The sequence below is a fragment of the Pseudomonas sp. NBRC 111119 genome, from assembly GCF_001320125.1.
Classification (GTDB): Bacteria; Pseudomonadota; Gammaproteobacteria; order Pseudomonadales; family Pseudomonadaceae; genus Aquipseudomonas; species Aquipseudomonas parafulva.
This window is the reverse complement of sequence record NZ_BCAV01000051.1, coordinates 48,284-62,331: the sequence shown is the minus strand read 5'-3', so window position 1 is coordinate 62,331 and position 14,048 is coordinate 48,284. Positions and strand designations below refer to the sequence as shown.

At 62.1% G+C, this 14,048-nt stretch carries 13 protein-coding genes and 1 tRNA gene; 7 read left to right on the top strand and 7 right to left on the bottom strand.

The window, feature by feature from the left end; translation table 11 throughout:
- The first annotated feature begins 145 nt into the window (after window positions 1-145).
- A complete protein-coding gene (locus tag APH25_RS18880; protein WP_060482989.1) occupies window positions 146-1,036 on the top strand; it encodes an AlgP family protein in 891 nt (296 codons plus the stop codon).
- On the opposite strand, the gene APH25_RS18875 is transcribed toward APH25_RS18880, so the two are convergent.
- On the bottom strand, window positions 1,012-1,494 hold the full coding sequence (locus tag APH25_RS18875; protein WP_060482988.1) for a TIGR02444 family protein: 483 nt from the start codon (window positions 1,492-1,494) through the stop codon (window positions 1,012-1,014). The genes APH25_RS18880 and APH25_RS18875 overlap by 25 nt on opposite strands.
- 50 nt (window positions 1,495-1,544) lie before the next feature.
- Here APH25_RS18875 and APH25_RS18870 point away from each other — a divergent pair, with 50 nt between their 5' ends.
- The 4 genes from APH25_RS18870 to APH25_RS18855 all read left to right on the top strand — a co-directional run bounded on the left by APH25_RS18870 (window position 1,545) and on the right by APH25_RS18855 (window position 5,349).
- On the top strand, window positions 1,545-3,455 hold the full coding sequence (locus APH25_RS18870) for an ATP-binding cassette domain-containing protein (RefSeq protein ID WP_060482987.1): 1,911 nt from the start codon (window positions 1,545-1,547) through the stop codon (window positions 3,453-3,455).
- A 132-nt stretch (window positions 3,456-3,587) separates the two neighbouring features.
- Window positions 3,588-4,220 carry a LysE family transporter gene (locus APH25_RS18865; protein WP_060482986.1) on the top strand — a complete coding sequence of 211 codons (633 nt, stop codon included), beginning with the start codon at window positions 3,588-3,590 and terminating at the stop codon, window positions 4,218-4,220.
- Window positions 4,221-4,398: 178 nt separating this feature from the next.
- Window positions 4,399-4,641 carry a DUF2789 domain-containing protein gene (locus APH25_RS18860; protein ID WP_060482985.1) on the top strand — a complete coding sequence of 81 codons (243 nt, stop codon included), beginning with the start codon at window positions 4,399-4,401 and terminating at the stop codon, window positions 4,639-4,641.
- 69 nt (window positions 4,642-4,710) lie between these two features.
- Window positions 4,711-5,349: a hypothetical protein gene (locus tag APH25_RS18855; RefSeq protein WP_060482984.1), complete on the top strand. Its 639-nt coding sequence runs from the start codon at window positions 4,711-4,713 to the stop codon at window positions 5,347-5,349.
- 5 nt (window positions 5,350-5,354) lie between these two features.
- On the opposite strand, the gene APH25_RS18850 is transcribed toward APH25_RS18855, so the two are convergent.
- The 5 genes from APH25_RS18850 to APH25_RS18830 form a co-directional block, all read right to left on the bottom strand.
- Window positions 5,355-5,792 carry a CBS domain-containing protein gene (locus APH25_RS18850; protein ID WP_028635542.1) on the bottom strand — a complete coding sequence of 146 codons (438 nt, stop codon included), beginning with the start codon at window positions 5,790-5,792 and terminating at the stop codon, window positions 5,355-5,357.
- A 167-nt stretch (window positions 5,793-5,959) separates the two neighbouring features.
- Complete coding sequence (locus tag APH25_RS18845; protein ID WP_060482983.1) at window positions 5,960-7,690, bottom strand: dipeptidase; 1,731 nt, start codon at window positions 7,688-7,690, stop codon at window positions 5,960-5,962.
- Window positions 7,691-7,850: 160 nt separating this feature from the next.
- Window positions 7,851-7,927, bottom strand: a tRNA-Arg gene (locus APH25_RS18840).
- 112 nt (window positions 7,928-8,039) lie between these two features.
- Window positions 8,040-8,903, bottom strand: coding sequence for an ABC transporter ATP-binding protein (locus APH25_RS18835; RefSeq protein WP_060482982.1), 864 nt, complete (start codon window positions 8,901-8,903; stop codon window positions 8,040-8,042).
- Window positions 8,900-10,489, bottom strand: coding sequence for an ABC transporter permease (locus APH25_RS18830; protein ID WP_371262517.1), 1,590 nt, complete (start codon window positions 10,487-10,489; stop codon window positions 8,900-8,902). Before APH25_RS18830 ends, APH25_RS18835 begins: the two co-directional genes overlap by 4 nt.
- 297 nt (window positions 10,490-10,786) lie before the next feature.
- On the opposite strand from APH25_RS18830, the gene APH25_RS18825 reads away from it, so the two are divergent.
- Together APH25_RS18825 and APH25_RS18820 are read left to right on the top strand one after the other, a co-directional pair.
- Window positions 10,787-11,824, top strand: a complete 1,038-nt coding sequence (locus APH25_RS18825; RefSeq protein ID WP_060482981.1) for an ABC transporter substrate-binding protein — start codon at window positions 10,787-10,789, stop codon at window positions 11,822-11,824.
- A 37-nt stretch (window positions 11,825-11,861) separates the two neighbouring features.
- Window positions 11,862-12,767, top strand: coding sequence for a TauD/TfdA family dioxygenase (locus APH25_RS18820; protein WP_060482980.1), 906 nt, complete (start codon window positions 11,862-11,864; stop codon window positions 12,765-12,767).
- Window positions 12,768-13,098: 331 nt separating this feature from the next.
- On the opposite strand, the gene APH25_RS18815 is transcribed toward APH25_RS18820, so the two are convergent.
- A complete protein-coding gene (locus tag APH25_RS18815; RefSeq protein ID WP_060482979.1) occupies window positions 13,099-14,013 on the bottom strand; it encodes a LysR family transcriptional regulator in 915 nt (304 codons plus the stop codon).
- Window positions 14,014-14,048: the final 35 nt, after the last annotated feature.

Below are 14,048 nucleotides of genomic sequence, written 5' to 3'. Positions count from 1 at the left end.
CACCGCCGCTACACTTGGCTGGCGGCGCTACTGCAACTTCGCCCCGGCATGCAACAGGGCATGGATATTACGGTCAACATGCCCTAGCGGCGTCAGCAGCAGAAGCATAGTATGAGCCGTAATCTCGTCAGCCAGGAGGTAAGCCATGTCGGCTAAAAAGAAGCCAGTCAGTACGCCTTTACACCTGCTTCAACAACTTTCAGGTAGCCTGCTCGACCATTTGGAGGAAGCCTGCTCGCAAGCGCTGGCTGATGCGGAAAAATTGCTCGCCAAGTTGGAGAAACAGCGCGGCAAGGCTCAAGAGAAACTGCACAATGGCCGTTTGAAACTGCAAGACGCCGCGAAGGCGGGTAAAGCCAAGTCGCAGTCCAAGGCGCAAAAGGCAGTGGGGGCGCTGGAAGAGCTGCTCGACTCCTTGAAAGACCGTCAAACCCAGACGCGTTCGTATATTCAGCAACTCAAGCGTGATGCTCAGGACAGCCTGAAGCTGGCACAGGGCGTGGGTAAGGTGCGTGAAGCTGCCACCAAGGCACTGGACCAGCGCGCCGCCCAGGCTGCCAAGCCCGTTGCGGCCAAACCTGCGGCCAAGGCCAGCGCGACCAAGCCTGCACCCAAGGCCGCCGCTGCCAAGCCTGCGGCAAAAACCGCGACCGCCAAGCCGGCAGGCAAGGCACCTGCTGCCAAACCCGCTGCCAGAACCCCAGCAGCCAAGCCAGCTGCAAAAACCGCTGCCGCCAAGCCTGCTGGCAAAGCTGCTGCAGCAAAGCCGGCCACCACGTCAGCTGCGAAACCTGCAGCTAAACCTGCTGCCACGCGTACTGCGGCAAAACCTGCTGCCAAGCCCGCTGCAACAAAGTCGCCCAGCAGTGCCTCTACTGCCAAGGCCAAGCCCGCGGCCAAGGCACCTGCGCGGGCGGCTGCCAGCAAGCCTGCTGACGCCAAGCCGGCAGGCACTGCCAGCAGCAACTCGGCCACTGGCAGCACTACCGCCACGGCCGACACAGGCGCCGCTCAGACTTCGTCTTCGGCTTCCTGATACGCCCTAGCCGCGGCGCGCAGCCGATCAAGCGCGTCGTGGCCCCTGGCAGAGCCTGGCGCAAGCCGGGCCAGCCAGTCGCCTGCGCCAGCGGGTGACCCGCAAGGCCACTCTGCAGCGCAGACCTGAAGGCGTTGTAGCAGGGTCTTTTCGGCTTGCAGCTCCATCCCTTTCAGTTGCTCACGCAGCAGCGCCAGTTGGCTGTCACTGCCAGCCGCTTCACGCCATTGCTGGCGCAGGCTGCGCAGCGGGGCGACCACCTCCCGTTGCCAGCGGCCGGCACAGCCCTGTAATGCGTGCGCGCGCTCATCGCTGAAAGGCACTGCGCGGGCCTGCAACCAGGTCGCGCACAGCAGCAGGCACACGTCCCCCCCTTGCCTTTGCAGCTCAAGGCACGCTGCCTCCACACCGGGCCTGGCATACAAGGCCAATGCGTGATTCCACAAGTCGCTTTGCATGGTTGTACCCGCGCTATGGGCCGAGGAAGCTGGTAGACTCCGCGACCATCATGATCAGACTATCCAACCTCACTTTACAGCGTGGTCCGCAGCGCTTGCTAGACGGCGCCGAGATGACCCTGCACACCGGTCACAAGGCCGGCCTGATCGGTGCCAACGGCGCCGGTAAATCCAGCCTGTTCGCCCTGCTGCGCGGTGAGCTGTCGCCCGATGGCGGCGACTGCCAGCTGCCTGGCGACTGGCGCATTGCCCATATGCGCCAGGAGGTCGATACCCTCGATCGCCTGGCGGTGGACTACGTGCTTGATGGCGATGTGCGCCTGCGCAAGGTCCAGGCCGCACTGGCCGAGGCTGAACAGCTGCATGACGGTACTGCCCTGGCCCGGCTGCACAGTGAGCTGGAAAGCGCCGATGGCTACACCGCCGACGCCCGTGCGCGCAAATTGCTAGCAGGCCTCGGGTTCACCAATGAGCAGATGGATCGCCGGGTGGGTGATTTCTCCGGTGGCTGGCGGATGCGCCTGAACCTGGCCCAGGCCTTGATGTGCCCGTCCGATCTGCTGTTGCTCGACGAGCCCACCAACCACCTGGACCTCGACGCCATCCTGTGGCTGGAAGACTGGCTCAAGAGCTACCCGGGCACGCTGTTGCTGATCTCCCACGACCGTGACTTCCTGGATGCGGTGGTCGACCATGTGCTGCACGTCGAGCAACGCAAGCTGAACCTGTACAAGGGTGGTTACACCGCCTTTGAGCGTACCCGTGCCGAGCGTCTGGCGCAGCAGCAGCAGGCGTACGAAAAGCAGCAGGCGCAGCGTGCGCACATGGAAAAGTACATCGCCCGCTTCAAGGCCCAGGCCACCAAGGCACGCCAGGCGCAAAGCCGTATCAAAGCCCTGGAACGCATGGAAGAGCTGTCGGCGGCGCATGTGGATTCGCCCTTCGATTTCGTGTTCCGCGAGTCGCACAAGATCTCCAGCCCGTTGCTGAGCCTGTCTGAAGGCCGTCTTGGTTACGCGGACAAGTCGGTACTCGACAAGGTCAAGCTGCAGCTCACGCCAGGGGCGCGTATCGGCCTGCTGGGCCCCAACGGTGCGGGCAAGTCCACCCTGATCAAGAACCTGGCGGGCGAGCTCCAGCCCCTGGCAGGGCGCCTGGTGCTGGGTGAAAACCTGGCTGTGGGCTATTTTGCCCAGCATCAACTGGACTCGCTGGACGACAAGGCCAGCCCGCTGCTGCACCTGCAGCGCATTGCCCCCGCCGAGCGCGAGCAGACCCTGCGCGACTTCCTGGGTGGCTTCGACTTCCATGGTGACCGTGTCGACGAGCCGGTGGTGAACTTCTCGGGTGGTGAAAAAGCCCGCCTGGCCTTGGCGCTGATCGCCTGGGAGCGGCCCAACCTGCTGCTGCTGGACGAACCTACCAACCACCTGGACCTGGAAATGCGCCTGGCGCTGACCATGGCCTTGCAGGAGTTTGCCGGTGCGGTCGTGGTGGTTTCTCACGATCGCCATCTGCTCAAAAGCACCACTGACGACTTCCTGCTGGTGGCCGATGGCAAGGTCGAGCCGTTCGACGGTGACCTGGACGACTACAGCCGCTGGCTGGTGGAGTACCGCCAGCGCAGTGCGCCGGCCAGCAGCTCGCCGGTGAACCCGGACAAGACCGACAAGAAGGCCACGCGTCAGGCGGCTGCCGCCTTGCGTCAGCAACTGGCGCCGCACAAGAAGGCCGCCGACAAGCTTGAGGCCGAGCTTGGCCAGGTACACGCCCAGCTGGCCGAGATCGAAACCGCCCTTGGCGACGGCGGGCTGTATGAAGCTGCGCGCAAGGACGAGTTGCGGCAGTTGCTGGCACGCCAGAGCACACTCAAGCAGCGTGAAGGCGAGCTTGAAGAAGCGTGGATGGAGGCCCTGGAAACCCTCGAAGGCATGCAGGCCGAGCTCGAAACCTTGGGTTGAGCCTTAAGCCCATCGCCGGCAAGCCCCTTGCTGGCGATGGGCTACCGCCGAGCCCCTCTAAAATCTTCTGGTCATTTTTTCATCGGCGCCTTAGCTTAACGTTTTGCAACATGTGTTCGAGCGAGGTGTGCGATGTCTATGGAAGTGTGGTTGGGCTTTTTTGCCGCGTGCTGGGTGATCAGCCTGTCGCCGGGCGCCGGGGCAATCGCCTCGATGTCCAGCGGCCTGCAATATGGTTTCTGGCGTGGGTACTGGAACGCCTTGGGGCTGCAGCTCGGGCTGCTCATGCAGATCGCCATCATCGCTGCGGGTGTGGGGGCCATCCTCGCCGCCTCCGCAACCGCGTTCCAGTTCATCAAGTGGTTCGGTGTGGCCTACCTGGTGTACCTGGCCTACAAGCAATGGCGCGCCTTGCCCCTGGACATGACCGATGAATCTGGCGTACGCCCCATCGGCAAACCGCTGAGCCTGGTATTCCGCGGCTTCCTGGTCAATGTCAGCAACCCCAAGGCCCTGGTATTCATGCTGGCGGTACTGCCACAGTTCATCAACCCGCATGCCCCGCTGCTGCCGCAGTACATTGCCATTGCCATGACCATGGTGGCCGTCGATATGCTGGTAATGGCCGGTTACACCGGCCTTGCCTCGCGGGTACTGCGCCTGCTGCGTACGCCGCGGCAGCAAAAGCGCCTGAACCGCACCTTTGCCGGGCTGTTCATTGGCGCTGCCACGTTCCTGGCAACCCTGCGCCGCGCCCCGGTCTGACTGCCGAGGGGCTGCCTGCAGCCCATCGCTTCCTGCAGCGCTCGGACAAATATACGGGTTATTTCGAGTCTTCCCCGGCTGCGTGCGGTCTATCCACAGGCGGATGATCGCGTTCAGCAAGCTTTCACATCATGCCGTGCCCTGGCTCAGTAGCCGAAGCCGGTATCTAGGAGGAACCATGGATAGCTCGACTCATCATTTTTCAGAGATTTTCAAGCAGCTGGGTCTGCCTGACGAGGCAGTGGAAATCGACCGTTTCATCACCACCCATTCGCCCCTTCCCGAGGATGTGAAGCTGGTGGATGCACCGTTCTGGAGCGATGCCCAGCGCGCTTTTCTCAAGGAAAGCTACACCGCCGATGCCGACTGGATCCCCATGATCGACCAGTTGAACGAGGCGCTGCATTCGAGCAAGAAATAAAGCGCCGAGCGGCACCTGAAGGGTGATTGGCCGTTGCTATGCTCAGGTAAACAATAAGGGGATAGCGCGATGAAAGATCCCTATGCATCGGGTTTCTGGTGCGCCTTGTTGATCCTGGGCACGCTCACGGCCAGTTACTTCTACGGTATCCGCCAAGCCTATTACCTGAACCAGGCTGTGCATTTTTTGTACGCTGCTGCTGCGGTTATCGTCGCCTACTCACTCACCACGCTCACCTGGATCGCCTGGCAACAGCTGCGCTTGAACAAGCGTGAAGTGGTGCAGGGGCACACCTTGCTGACCATCTGGAACACCAAAGTGGCGCTGCGCCGTGTAGAAACGGTGTTCGACCGGTACTTCTGGGGCAGCTACTGGCACTCAGGCCGAACCTTCGAGGAGGTGATGGGGGAGCTAAAGGGCACACCGCTCGACCAGAGCCTGGATGCACTGAAATGCCAATGCCGGGCACTCGACCGTGAAGTGCATGATCACCATCACCACTGGTTGGCCAACGCCCGTGACCTCTCCAGCGTGGCACAGGCAATGGCGCGAGAGCGCTATCAGCTGGACCTGGGCGAGGCATTGCCGCAATACGACGGCACTACCCCTGTACTCAACCGAGACCTGGAAGTACTGGTGTATACCTGGTCAGCGCGCCTGCGCAGCTTCGACCACCAGCTGGACGAGCTGGAGCGCGCTTACCACTGACAGCCTCATTCGCCCCGGATGTACTGTTCCAGCTTCACAATCAGGCCGGCCTGTTCTGCAATGGTTTCCTTGACCAGGTCACCGATCGACAACAGCCCAAGCAGCTCGCCGTTGCTGACCACCGGCAGGTGGCGCAAGTGACGGTTGGTCATCAGGTTCATGCAGTACTCCAGGTTCTGCTTCGGCTCCACGGTCACCACGGGCGCACTCATGATGTCGCGCACTGGCGTAGCGGCGGATGAGCGGCCTTTCAACACCAGCTTGCGCGCATAATCACGCTCACTGACGATCCCGATAACCTGGTTGCCCTCCACCACGGGCAGCGCGCCGATGTTTTTCTCGGCCAGCAGCTTGAGTGCGTCGAGCACCGAATCGTCCGGGCCGATGGTGTGGACGGTCTGGTGCTCGGACTTGCTCTTGAGGATCTGCTCGACGTTCTTCATACGGGCCTCTGCGGGTGGTGGGGTGCGTGGGTTACTAAAGCATCCGGCACGCCAGCCTGCACGGCAATGCAGGAAACGGCATCGAGCCGATTGAAAAACGTCATGACCCTCGCCAAGGCGCTTTTTTTAGCTGATACCGCCCCCGCCTGAATGCAGTGAATGCCGCCTCAGAGCTTCGGCATTTGCCCAATACGCGCGACCATTTCACTGACGATCTGCAAGTCCAGCATGAACTGCTCCACGGTCTTGAACTCGTTGTCGTTGTGCCCGGTGTATTTCACGTTTGGCATGGCCAGGCCGAATTGCACGCCATTGGGCAAGTCGTGCACTGAAGTTGCACCTGCCGAGGTGCCAAACTCGTGCTTCATGCCCAGGTTCTCGGTGGCCACTGCCAGCAGCGCTTTCACCCACTCACCCTCAGGGTTGCGGTACATCGGCTCGTCCAGGCTGTAGTCGAATGCCACCGAGGTGTGGCTTTGCTCGCTCCATTTGCCGAGCTTCCCAGCGATTTCATCCTGGATCGTGGCAATGGGCTTGCCTTTGGGGATGCGCAGGTTCACGGCAAGCTTCAGGCCCTTGTCATCCACACCAACGAATGTCGGCGAAGCGGTCAGCGGCCCCATGAAGGCGTCTTTGTAAGCAATACCCAGCTTGTTGCCAAGGTAGTCCAGGCCCCAATTCTCTGCTGCATAGCGGGCTGCATCGGTGAACTGGTTTTGCTTGAGCGGCACCTGTGGGCCCAGCCCGTTGATGAAGCCCAGCATGCGCGCCACCGGGTTCACGCCCGACTCCGGTTCGGAAGAGTGCGCCGAAACGCCGGCCACCGTCAGCACCACCTTGTTGCCTTCGGCCTTGGCCTCGATGCTGAAGTCGCCGCCATTACGTTTGACATAGTCGGCACCCGCGTCGCTCAGGCTTTTTGCCACGGCAGCGGGGTTGTCTGCGACCAGGGTGGCCACGGATGTGGTGGGGATCTGATTGGTGGCGAGCCCGCCGGTCAGGCCGGTGATTTCAGCACCGGTGCCGCTGGCCGCGCGCTTGTTGAAAGTTGCCATGACCGTGCCATAGCCTTTTTCGGCGATGACCACCGGGTAGCCGCCGTCCAGCGCCAGGTTGTAGTCCGGCGTGGGGTTGCGCTCGAAATAGTAGGGGATGGCATCGCCGCTGGTTTCTTCGGTGGTGTCGATCAGCAGTTTGAACTGCCGTGCGAGCGGCAGATTTTCGTCTTTTGCCACCTTCAGCGCGTACATCGCCACTACGATACCGTTCTTGTCATCCTCGGTACCGCGGCCATACATGCGGTCACCCACCAAGGTGACCTTGAACGGGTCCAGGCGCGTGCCGTCGGGCAATTTCCAGTTATCCGGGTTCACCGGTACAACATCGGCGTGGGCATGTAGGCCGACGACTTCCTTGCCGCTGCCCAGCGAAATCTCGTAAACGCGGTTGTCGATGTTGCGGAAGGTCAGGCCAAAGTCATGCGCCAGAGCCTTGATCTTGTCGGCGATCTTCAAAAACGCCGGGTTCTGATGCTGGGGGGTGCCGTCGACGTTGAAGGTTGGAATGGCAACCAGCTCTCGCAAGGTTTCGGTCGCGGCCTTGCCGTACTTGATGCGGGTATACAGGCCGAGCAGGCGGCTCACTTCATGCTGCTGCTCGGCTGCCAAGGGCTTGCCTGCCAGGTAGGCATCCAGGGTACTGGCCAGGTCGTCGGCCTTGGCCAGTTCGCTGCCCTTGAGCTTGCCGAGGAACTGTTTGAAGTCGTCAGGGTTGCTGCCTTCGAAGGCTTTGACGATGGCAGTGGATTGCTGTTGGCTGAGATTGGCCTGGGCGGGCAAGGCAAACAAGCCGATGCCGGCCGCCAGCAGGGAAGTGGTGATCAGGTTTTTCAGGTACATGGGTGTGCGCATTCCTTCGCCAATCATTGTTGTGGGCCCGTTTTGGAAAACGGGAAGACGCCCACGCTATCATTAATGGCCCGTGGTACGGGAGTACCAGGAATGCGACATGTCGCACAAACGAAAAAGCCCCAGGCACTGGCCTGGGGCTTTTTTGATATGGCGCACTCGGCGGGATTCGAACCCACGACCCCTGCCTTCGGAGGGCAGTACTCTATCCAGCTGAGCTACGAGTGCAACGCGCACGCATGATACCCATCTCGGCCGGTGTCGTCCATCGCCTTGATCTGTAGCTGTTTTCTTGCCTGCTCAACTCAAGGGCCTGCGCGGCTGAAGCCTCCCAAATCGATCATAGTGCGATCAGCTCTGGCCGCAGGCCCTCGACACGCGAGGCTGGCGGCGGCAGGTAGCCGCCGTGCCCGGTAATCTGATGCAGCACCTGCTCGCGTAGCCCGTGCAGCGCAACACCTGTGCGCAGCCTGGGGTGCGGCAGGTCGATCTGCACCACCGACTTGATACGGCCCGGGCGCGGTTCCAGCACCACTACCCGATCGGCCAGGTACGTCGCCTCCTCGGCGTCGTGGGTTACCAGCAAGGTGGTGATGCCGGCGCGTTCACGGATGGCCAGCAGTTCATCCTGCAGTTGCTGGCGGGTCAGTGCATCGAGCGCGCCAAAAGGCTCGTCGAGCAACAGGATACGTGGGCTTGCCACCAGGCCGCGGGCGATGGCTACGCGTTGTGCCATGCCGCCAGACAACTGGTGCGGGTACGCCGATTCGAACCCCACCAAGCCCACCAGCTGCACGAACTCGTGCACGCGTCGGGCGTGCTCGCCCTGCGTCAGGTGCTCGTTTACCAGGCCCAGTGCGATGTTCTGCTCCACGCTCAGCCAGGGGAACAGGCGGTGTTCCTGGAACACGATACCGCGTTCGCCGCCAATACCGCTCACGGGTTTGCCATCCACCTGGATGCTGCCGCTGTAGTCGGTGTCCAGCCCCACCAGCAGGCGCAGCAGCGTGGATTTGCCGCAACCGGAAGCACCGACAATGGCAACGAAGTCGCCTTCGCGGATCGACAGGTTGAAGTTGTGGATGGCCTCGAAGGGGCGGCCATCGACGGTGAACACTTTGCCGACCCCTTCGAAACTGACCAGCGGTGGGCGAACATCGGCCTGGTTGGCCGCTTTCAAGTGCGAAGTGTTTAGAGCGTTCATGCGGTTCTCCAGCGCGTTGCGCGTGATTCCAGGCGTTGCCCAAGGGTGCCGAGCAGGGCGCCGATGAGGCCGATCAGAACCATGGCAGCCATCACCTGGTCCATGCGGAACAATTGCTGGGCGCCGATCATCAGGCTGGCGATACCGCCGTCCGAGGGCATGAAATACTCAGCCCCGATCGTGCCCAGCCAGGCGTAGATCAGTGACAGGCGCAGCCCGGCAAAAATGGCCGGTGCCGCGCCGGGCAGCACCAGAAGGCGCAGGCGTTGCCACAGGTTCAGGCGCAAGGTGCGGGCGGCTTCGCCCAGCTGCGGCGAGAGGCTGGCAATGCCGCGTTGTGTGGCGATCATCAGCGGGAAGAACGCTGCCAGCCCCACGAAGACATGCTTGGCGGCCTCACCCAGGCCGAACCATGCAGTGAGCAACGGCACCCAGGCAAACAGCGCCACTTGGCGCAAGGCCGACAGGCTGGGCCCGAACAGGCGTTCGGCCGTGGTTGAAAGGCCAAGCAGCAACCCGACCAGCAGGCCTGCACCGCCGCCCAGTACCAGGCCGGTCAGGGTGCGTTGCAGGCTAGCCAGCAACGCCTGGGGTAAGGAGCCGTCCGCTAGGCCGTCAAGCAGCGTATGCAGGACCTGCAGCGGGGAGGTCAGGATATTGGTGTCGACCCAACCATAGCGGCTGCTAGCCTGCCACGCCGCCAGCAGCGCCACGGGCAGCAGCAGGCTCTGCCAGCTGCGCGGCACCGCCCCGTGCCGTTGCTCCCCTGTGGCTGCTTGTGGCCAGAACAGCAGGCGCTTTTCCAAAGCCGAAAAACTGCGCTCCAGCAGTGCCCCCACCAGGCCGATCACCAGAATGCACAGCATGACCAGATCGAGCATGAACAGCTGCCGCCCCCACACCATCAGGTAACCGATGCCTTCGCTCGAGGCCAGCAGCTCGACGGCTAGCAAGGATGTCCAGCCCGTGGCCAAGGCCAGCCGCACGCCGGTGAGAAACGCCGGCAAGGCTGCCGGCAGCAGCAGGCGCAGCAACAACAGGTGGCGTGGCAGCCGTAAGGCCAAGGCGGCTTCGCGCAACTTGGGCTGGGCATCGCGTACGCCCACCAGTGTGTGCAGGGTCACCGGCACCACCACGGCCTTGACCAGCACCACCAGCTTCAGCCATTCACCTATGCCGAAGAACAGCATGAACAGCGGGATCCAGGCCAGTGTCGGTATCTGTGCCAGCGCGATGAAGGTAGGCAGCACCAGCGTCTGCGCCTGGCGTGACGCCCCCAGCCACACCCCCAGCAACAAGCCGCTGCCGATCCCGACAGACAGCCCCCAGAACAGGCGCTGCAAGCTTATCCACAGGTGCCCCCACAGTTCGCCCGAGCCGAACTCCACGGCGCTTTCCCATACCCGTGCTGGTGCGGGCAGGATCTGCTCACTCATCCAGTGCTGTTGTGTCGCGGTCAGCCACAGGGCGGCAACCGTCAAAGGCACCAGCCATGGCAGGCTTTGGCGCATGAAACGTTGCACGGCGTTTGAGCCGGGCAGGGGGCTTGGCAGCCAGAATCGTGTTGTGCCTGAAGCTCCATCCATCAGCCGAATCTCGAAGGTTTGTGGTTTATTCACTTATGGAATTAAAAATATCCATGGGTGATCTTCAAGAGATAAGAGCACGGTGTTATCGCCTGATGAAACCCTCCAGACATTGCGTTTTCCTCATATTTTCCATGCGTTTTTTGCAAGCCTGCCCGCAGAAGGCATGAACGCTCGTTTATGCCATACGGTTACAAAAAAATGAGTTTTTGGTCTTTGTAGCTTTTATCCAGCGCGGCCTAGCTTCAGCCCACAACGCCGGGTGTTTCCGGCGGAGGCCTGCCCTGGAGCCTTGCCATGAAAACCTCATTGCGACATCTGATCACCGTCTTTGGGCTGGCCATCAGCCTGAACATTCAGGCCGCTGAACCGGCCAACCCATCGAGCATTCGCATCGCTGTGCCGGACCTGAGCGCAGGCAGCAAGCCCAGTGCCAGTGGCGTGGTGGATGTGCTGCGTAACCAGCAACTGCTGGAAAGGGAGTTCGCCAAAGACGGTATTCGTATCGACTGGCATTTCTTCAAGGGGGCGGGCCCTGCGGTCAACGAAGCCTTGGCCAACGGGCAGGCCGACTTTGCCTACCTGGGTGACCTGGCTGCCATCGTCGGCAAGGCCAACGGGCTGGATACCCGGGTGCTGGCCGCCGGTGTGCGTGGGGTAAAAAGCTACCTGGGCGTGGTGCCCGGCTCGGGTATCAAAAGCCTGCACGACCTCAAGGGCAAGCGCGTGGCGGTATTCCGCGGCACTGCCAACCAGTTGTCGTTCGCCAGTGCCCTCGCCAGCCAGGGGCTGACCGAGCGTGACCTGAAAGTCATCAACCTCGACTTCAACGCTGCTAACGCCGCACTGGCGGCCAGGCAGATCGACGCCACTTGGGGCTTGTCCAGCCTGCTGTCGTTGCGCGAGCGCGGCCTGGTCGAAATACCGGTCAGCTCCCGCGAGCTGCTCGGGGCAGGGGGTACCCAATCGGTGTTGTTGGGCACGGGCGATTTCATCCGCAAATACCCGCAACTGGTGCAGCGCCTGGTCAACGCGCAGGAGCAGGCAAGCACCTGGCTGCGTAACGAACGCAACCGCGAGGCCTACCTGGAGCTGGTGGCCGGCAACGCCAATTGGCCGCTCAGCATTCTGCGTGATGACCTGGCCAAGGAAGACCTCGCCCAGTACTTCGACCCGCGCTTGGACCCTGGCTTTATCAGCCAGTTGCAGCAGGGCGTTGACCTGGCTGCCAAGGAGCGCCTGATCCGCCGTGGCTTCCAGGTGGCCGATTGGGTCGAACCCCGCTTCCTCGATGCTGCATTGCAGCAGGAACATGCGGTGCAGGCCGCGCGCTGAACCCTCAACCCCCACAAGCAAAGCAAGGACCACAACCATGAGTAACGCTGCCCTGGCCACCGTGCCGCACACCCTTGACCTCGACATTCAACCGGTTGCCGGCCGTATCGGCGCGCAGATCCACGGCGTGAAGCTGTCTGCCGACCTGGACGCTGCCACGGTGGCGGCCATCCAGGCTGCGCTGGTGCAGCACAAGGTGATCTTCTTCAGGGACCAGGGCCACCTGGACGATGCGAGCCAGGAAGGCTTTGCCAAACTGCTGGGCGAGCCGGTCGCTCACCCGACCGTGCCAGTGGTGGAGAACACCCGTTATCTGATGCAGCTCGACGGTGCCCAAGGCCAGCGCGCCAACTCGTGGCATACCGACGTGACCTTCGTCGACGCCTACCCCAAGGCGTCCATCCTGCGCAGCGTGGTGGCACCGGCGTCGGGTGGCGACACGGTGTGGGCCAACACCGCAGCGGCCTACCAGGAGTTGCCTGATGCGCTGCGCAAGCTGGCCGACTCGCTGTGGGCGGTGCACAGCAACGAGTACGACTATGCAACGCTCAAGCCCGACGTGGACCCTGCCAAGCTTGAACACTACCGCAAGGTGTTTACCTCCACCGTGTACGAAACCGAACACCCGGTGGTGCGGGTACACCCGGTCAGTGGTGAGCGAGTCTTGCAACTGGGGCACTTTGTGAAGCGTATCAAGGGCTATTCCCTGGCCGACTCACAGCACCTGTTCGCCGTGTTGCAGGGCCATGTGACGCGCCTTGAGAACACCGTACGCTGGCGCTGGCAGGCCGGTGACGTGGCCATCTGGGATAACCGTGCGACCCAGCATTACGCTGTGGATGACTACGGCACCCAGCCCCGGGTGGTTCGCCGTGTGACCCTGGCCGGTGAGGTGCCGGTGGGGGTGGATGGTCAACAGAGCCGCACCACGCGCAAGGGTTGAGATTACGCAGCGGCTTACAACAGTTGTGCTCTAGGCCCATGAATGATGATGGGGCTGTGGATGCTCTGTCTGTGGGAGCAACTGTCTTCCACAAAATCTGAACGCTGGCGCAATCTACCTTGTGGGAGCGGCTTCAGCCGCGAACACCGGCAAAGCCGGTGCCATACACCGCGCTGTCTGCTTCGCGGGTAAACCCGCTCCCACAGTGATTGCGCTAATTTTGAGATTTTTGAGATTGTTGTGGAAGACAGTTGCTCCCACAATGATTGCGACAGCTGTCAGATTTGTGCAGACCAGTGGCTCCCAGGTTATCCATGGGCTGGGCCGTTTCTCAGGCTTCCCTATCACAGGCAATCAACTGCCTGACCAGCCCCTGCGCCAACGGCGATAACCCATACCCCACCCGGCTCACTACCCCATAGCGGGTATGGCAGGCCTCACGCTGCTCTTGCGTCAGGTCGGCCAGTTCCAGCTTCACCAGGCTCTCTTCATGTTGATAGGGCAGCAAATTGGCATTGCAGGCGATGCCGATGGTGTCCGAGTGCATCACCACATTCAGCAATGCGTACCCATGCTCGCACTCCACCGACGGCAGAAAATCTTGCCTGCCACTGAGGTCGATGAGGACCTTGCGGATATTCGGTGGACGAAAGGTGGTGGCCATCGGGTAATCGAACAGGTCCCGCGCCTGCACACGCTGTTGCCTGGCCAGCGGGTGCCCGGCGCGGCAGCAGAAATGCCAGCGCTGGGGTGCCAGCCTGTGCACCTGGTAATCCGGGTCTGATTCGAACTGGCGGGTGTCGGCTACGAAGAACTCGATTTCCTCGGCGACCAGCTTGCGGTTTAGTGCCTGCCAGTTATCCACCTGAAAGCACGTGCGCGCGGCAGGGTACTCGGCCACGAAGCGTGCCACCGCCCGCGGCACCAGAGCCCCTGCCGGCGCAGGCCCCGAGCCGAAGCGCACCACGCCGGTGGTGGCGCCGTTGAACTGTTGAATTTCATTGACCAGGTTGTGCGCGCCATGCACCAGCCGGCGCGAGTGTTCCAGTACCAGCAGCCCCTGGCGCGTCGGGGGCAAGTCCTTGCTGGCGCGGTCCACCAGGCGGCAACCCACATTGTGCTCCAGCGTCTGGATGCTGCGGCTGAAGGCTGACTGCGACAGGTTCACTGCGGCAGCCGCCGCCACGAAACTGCGGTGTTCAATCAAGGCGATGAAGTGGCGTAGCTGACGCAGATCGATATGCATTTTCTACATTGAAACCTTCGGCCGAATGCAATTGA

Coding starts and splice junctions, on each gene's coding strand:
- APH25_RS18825 (WP_060482981.1), top strand. CDS start 10,787: ATGAAAACCTCATTGCGACATCTGATCACCGTCTTTGGGCTGGCCATC.
- APH25_RS18855 (WP_060482984.1), top strand. CDS start 4,711: ATGAAAGATCCCTATGCATCGGGTTTCTGGTGCGCCTTGTTGATCCTG.
- APH25_RS18860 (WP_060482985.1), top strand. CDS start 4,399: ATGGATAGCTCGACTCATCATTTTTCAGAGATTTTCAAGCAGCTGGGT.
- APH25_RS18820 (WP_060482980.1), top strand. CDS start 11,862: ATGAGTAACGCTGCCCTGGCCACCGTGCCGCACACCCTTGACCTCGAC.
- APH25_RS18880 (WP_060482989.1), top strand. CDS start 146: ATGTCGGCTAAAAAGAAGCCAGTCAGTACGCCTTTACACCTGCTTCAA.
- APH25_RS18830 (WP_371262517.1), bottom strand. CDS start 10,489: ATGGATGGAGCTTCAGGCACAACACGATTCTGGCTGCCAAGCCCCCTG.
- APH25_RS18815 (WP_060482979.1), bottom strand. CDS start 14,013: ATGCATATCGATCTGCGTCAGCTACGCCACTTCATCGCCTTGATTGAA.
- APH25_RS18835 (WP_060482982.1), bottom strand. CDS start 8,903: ATGAACGCTCTAAACACTTCGCACTTGAAAGCGGCCAACCAGGCCGAT.
- APH25_RS18850 (WP_028635542.1), bottom strand. CDS start 5,792: ATGAAGAACGTCGAGCAGATCCTCAAGAGCAAGTCCGAGCACCAGACC.
- APH25_RS18875 (WP_060482988.1), bottom strand. CDS start 1,494: ATGCAAAGCGACTTGTGGAATCACGCATTGGCCTTGTATGCCAGGCCC.
- APH25_RS18870 (WP_060482987.1), top strand. CDS start 1,545: ATGATCAGACTATCCAACCTCACTTTACAGCGTGGTCCGCAGCGCTTG.
- APH25_RS18865 (WP_060482986.1), top strand. CDS start 3,588: ATGTCTATGGAAGTGTGGTTGGGCTTTTTTGCCGCGTGCTGGGTGATC.
- APH25_RS18845 (WP_060482983.1), bottom strand. CDS start 7,690: ATGTACCTGAAAAACCTGATCACCACTTCCCTGCTGGCGGCCGGCATC.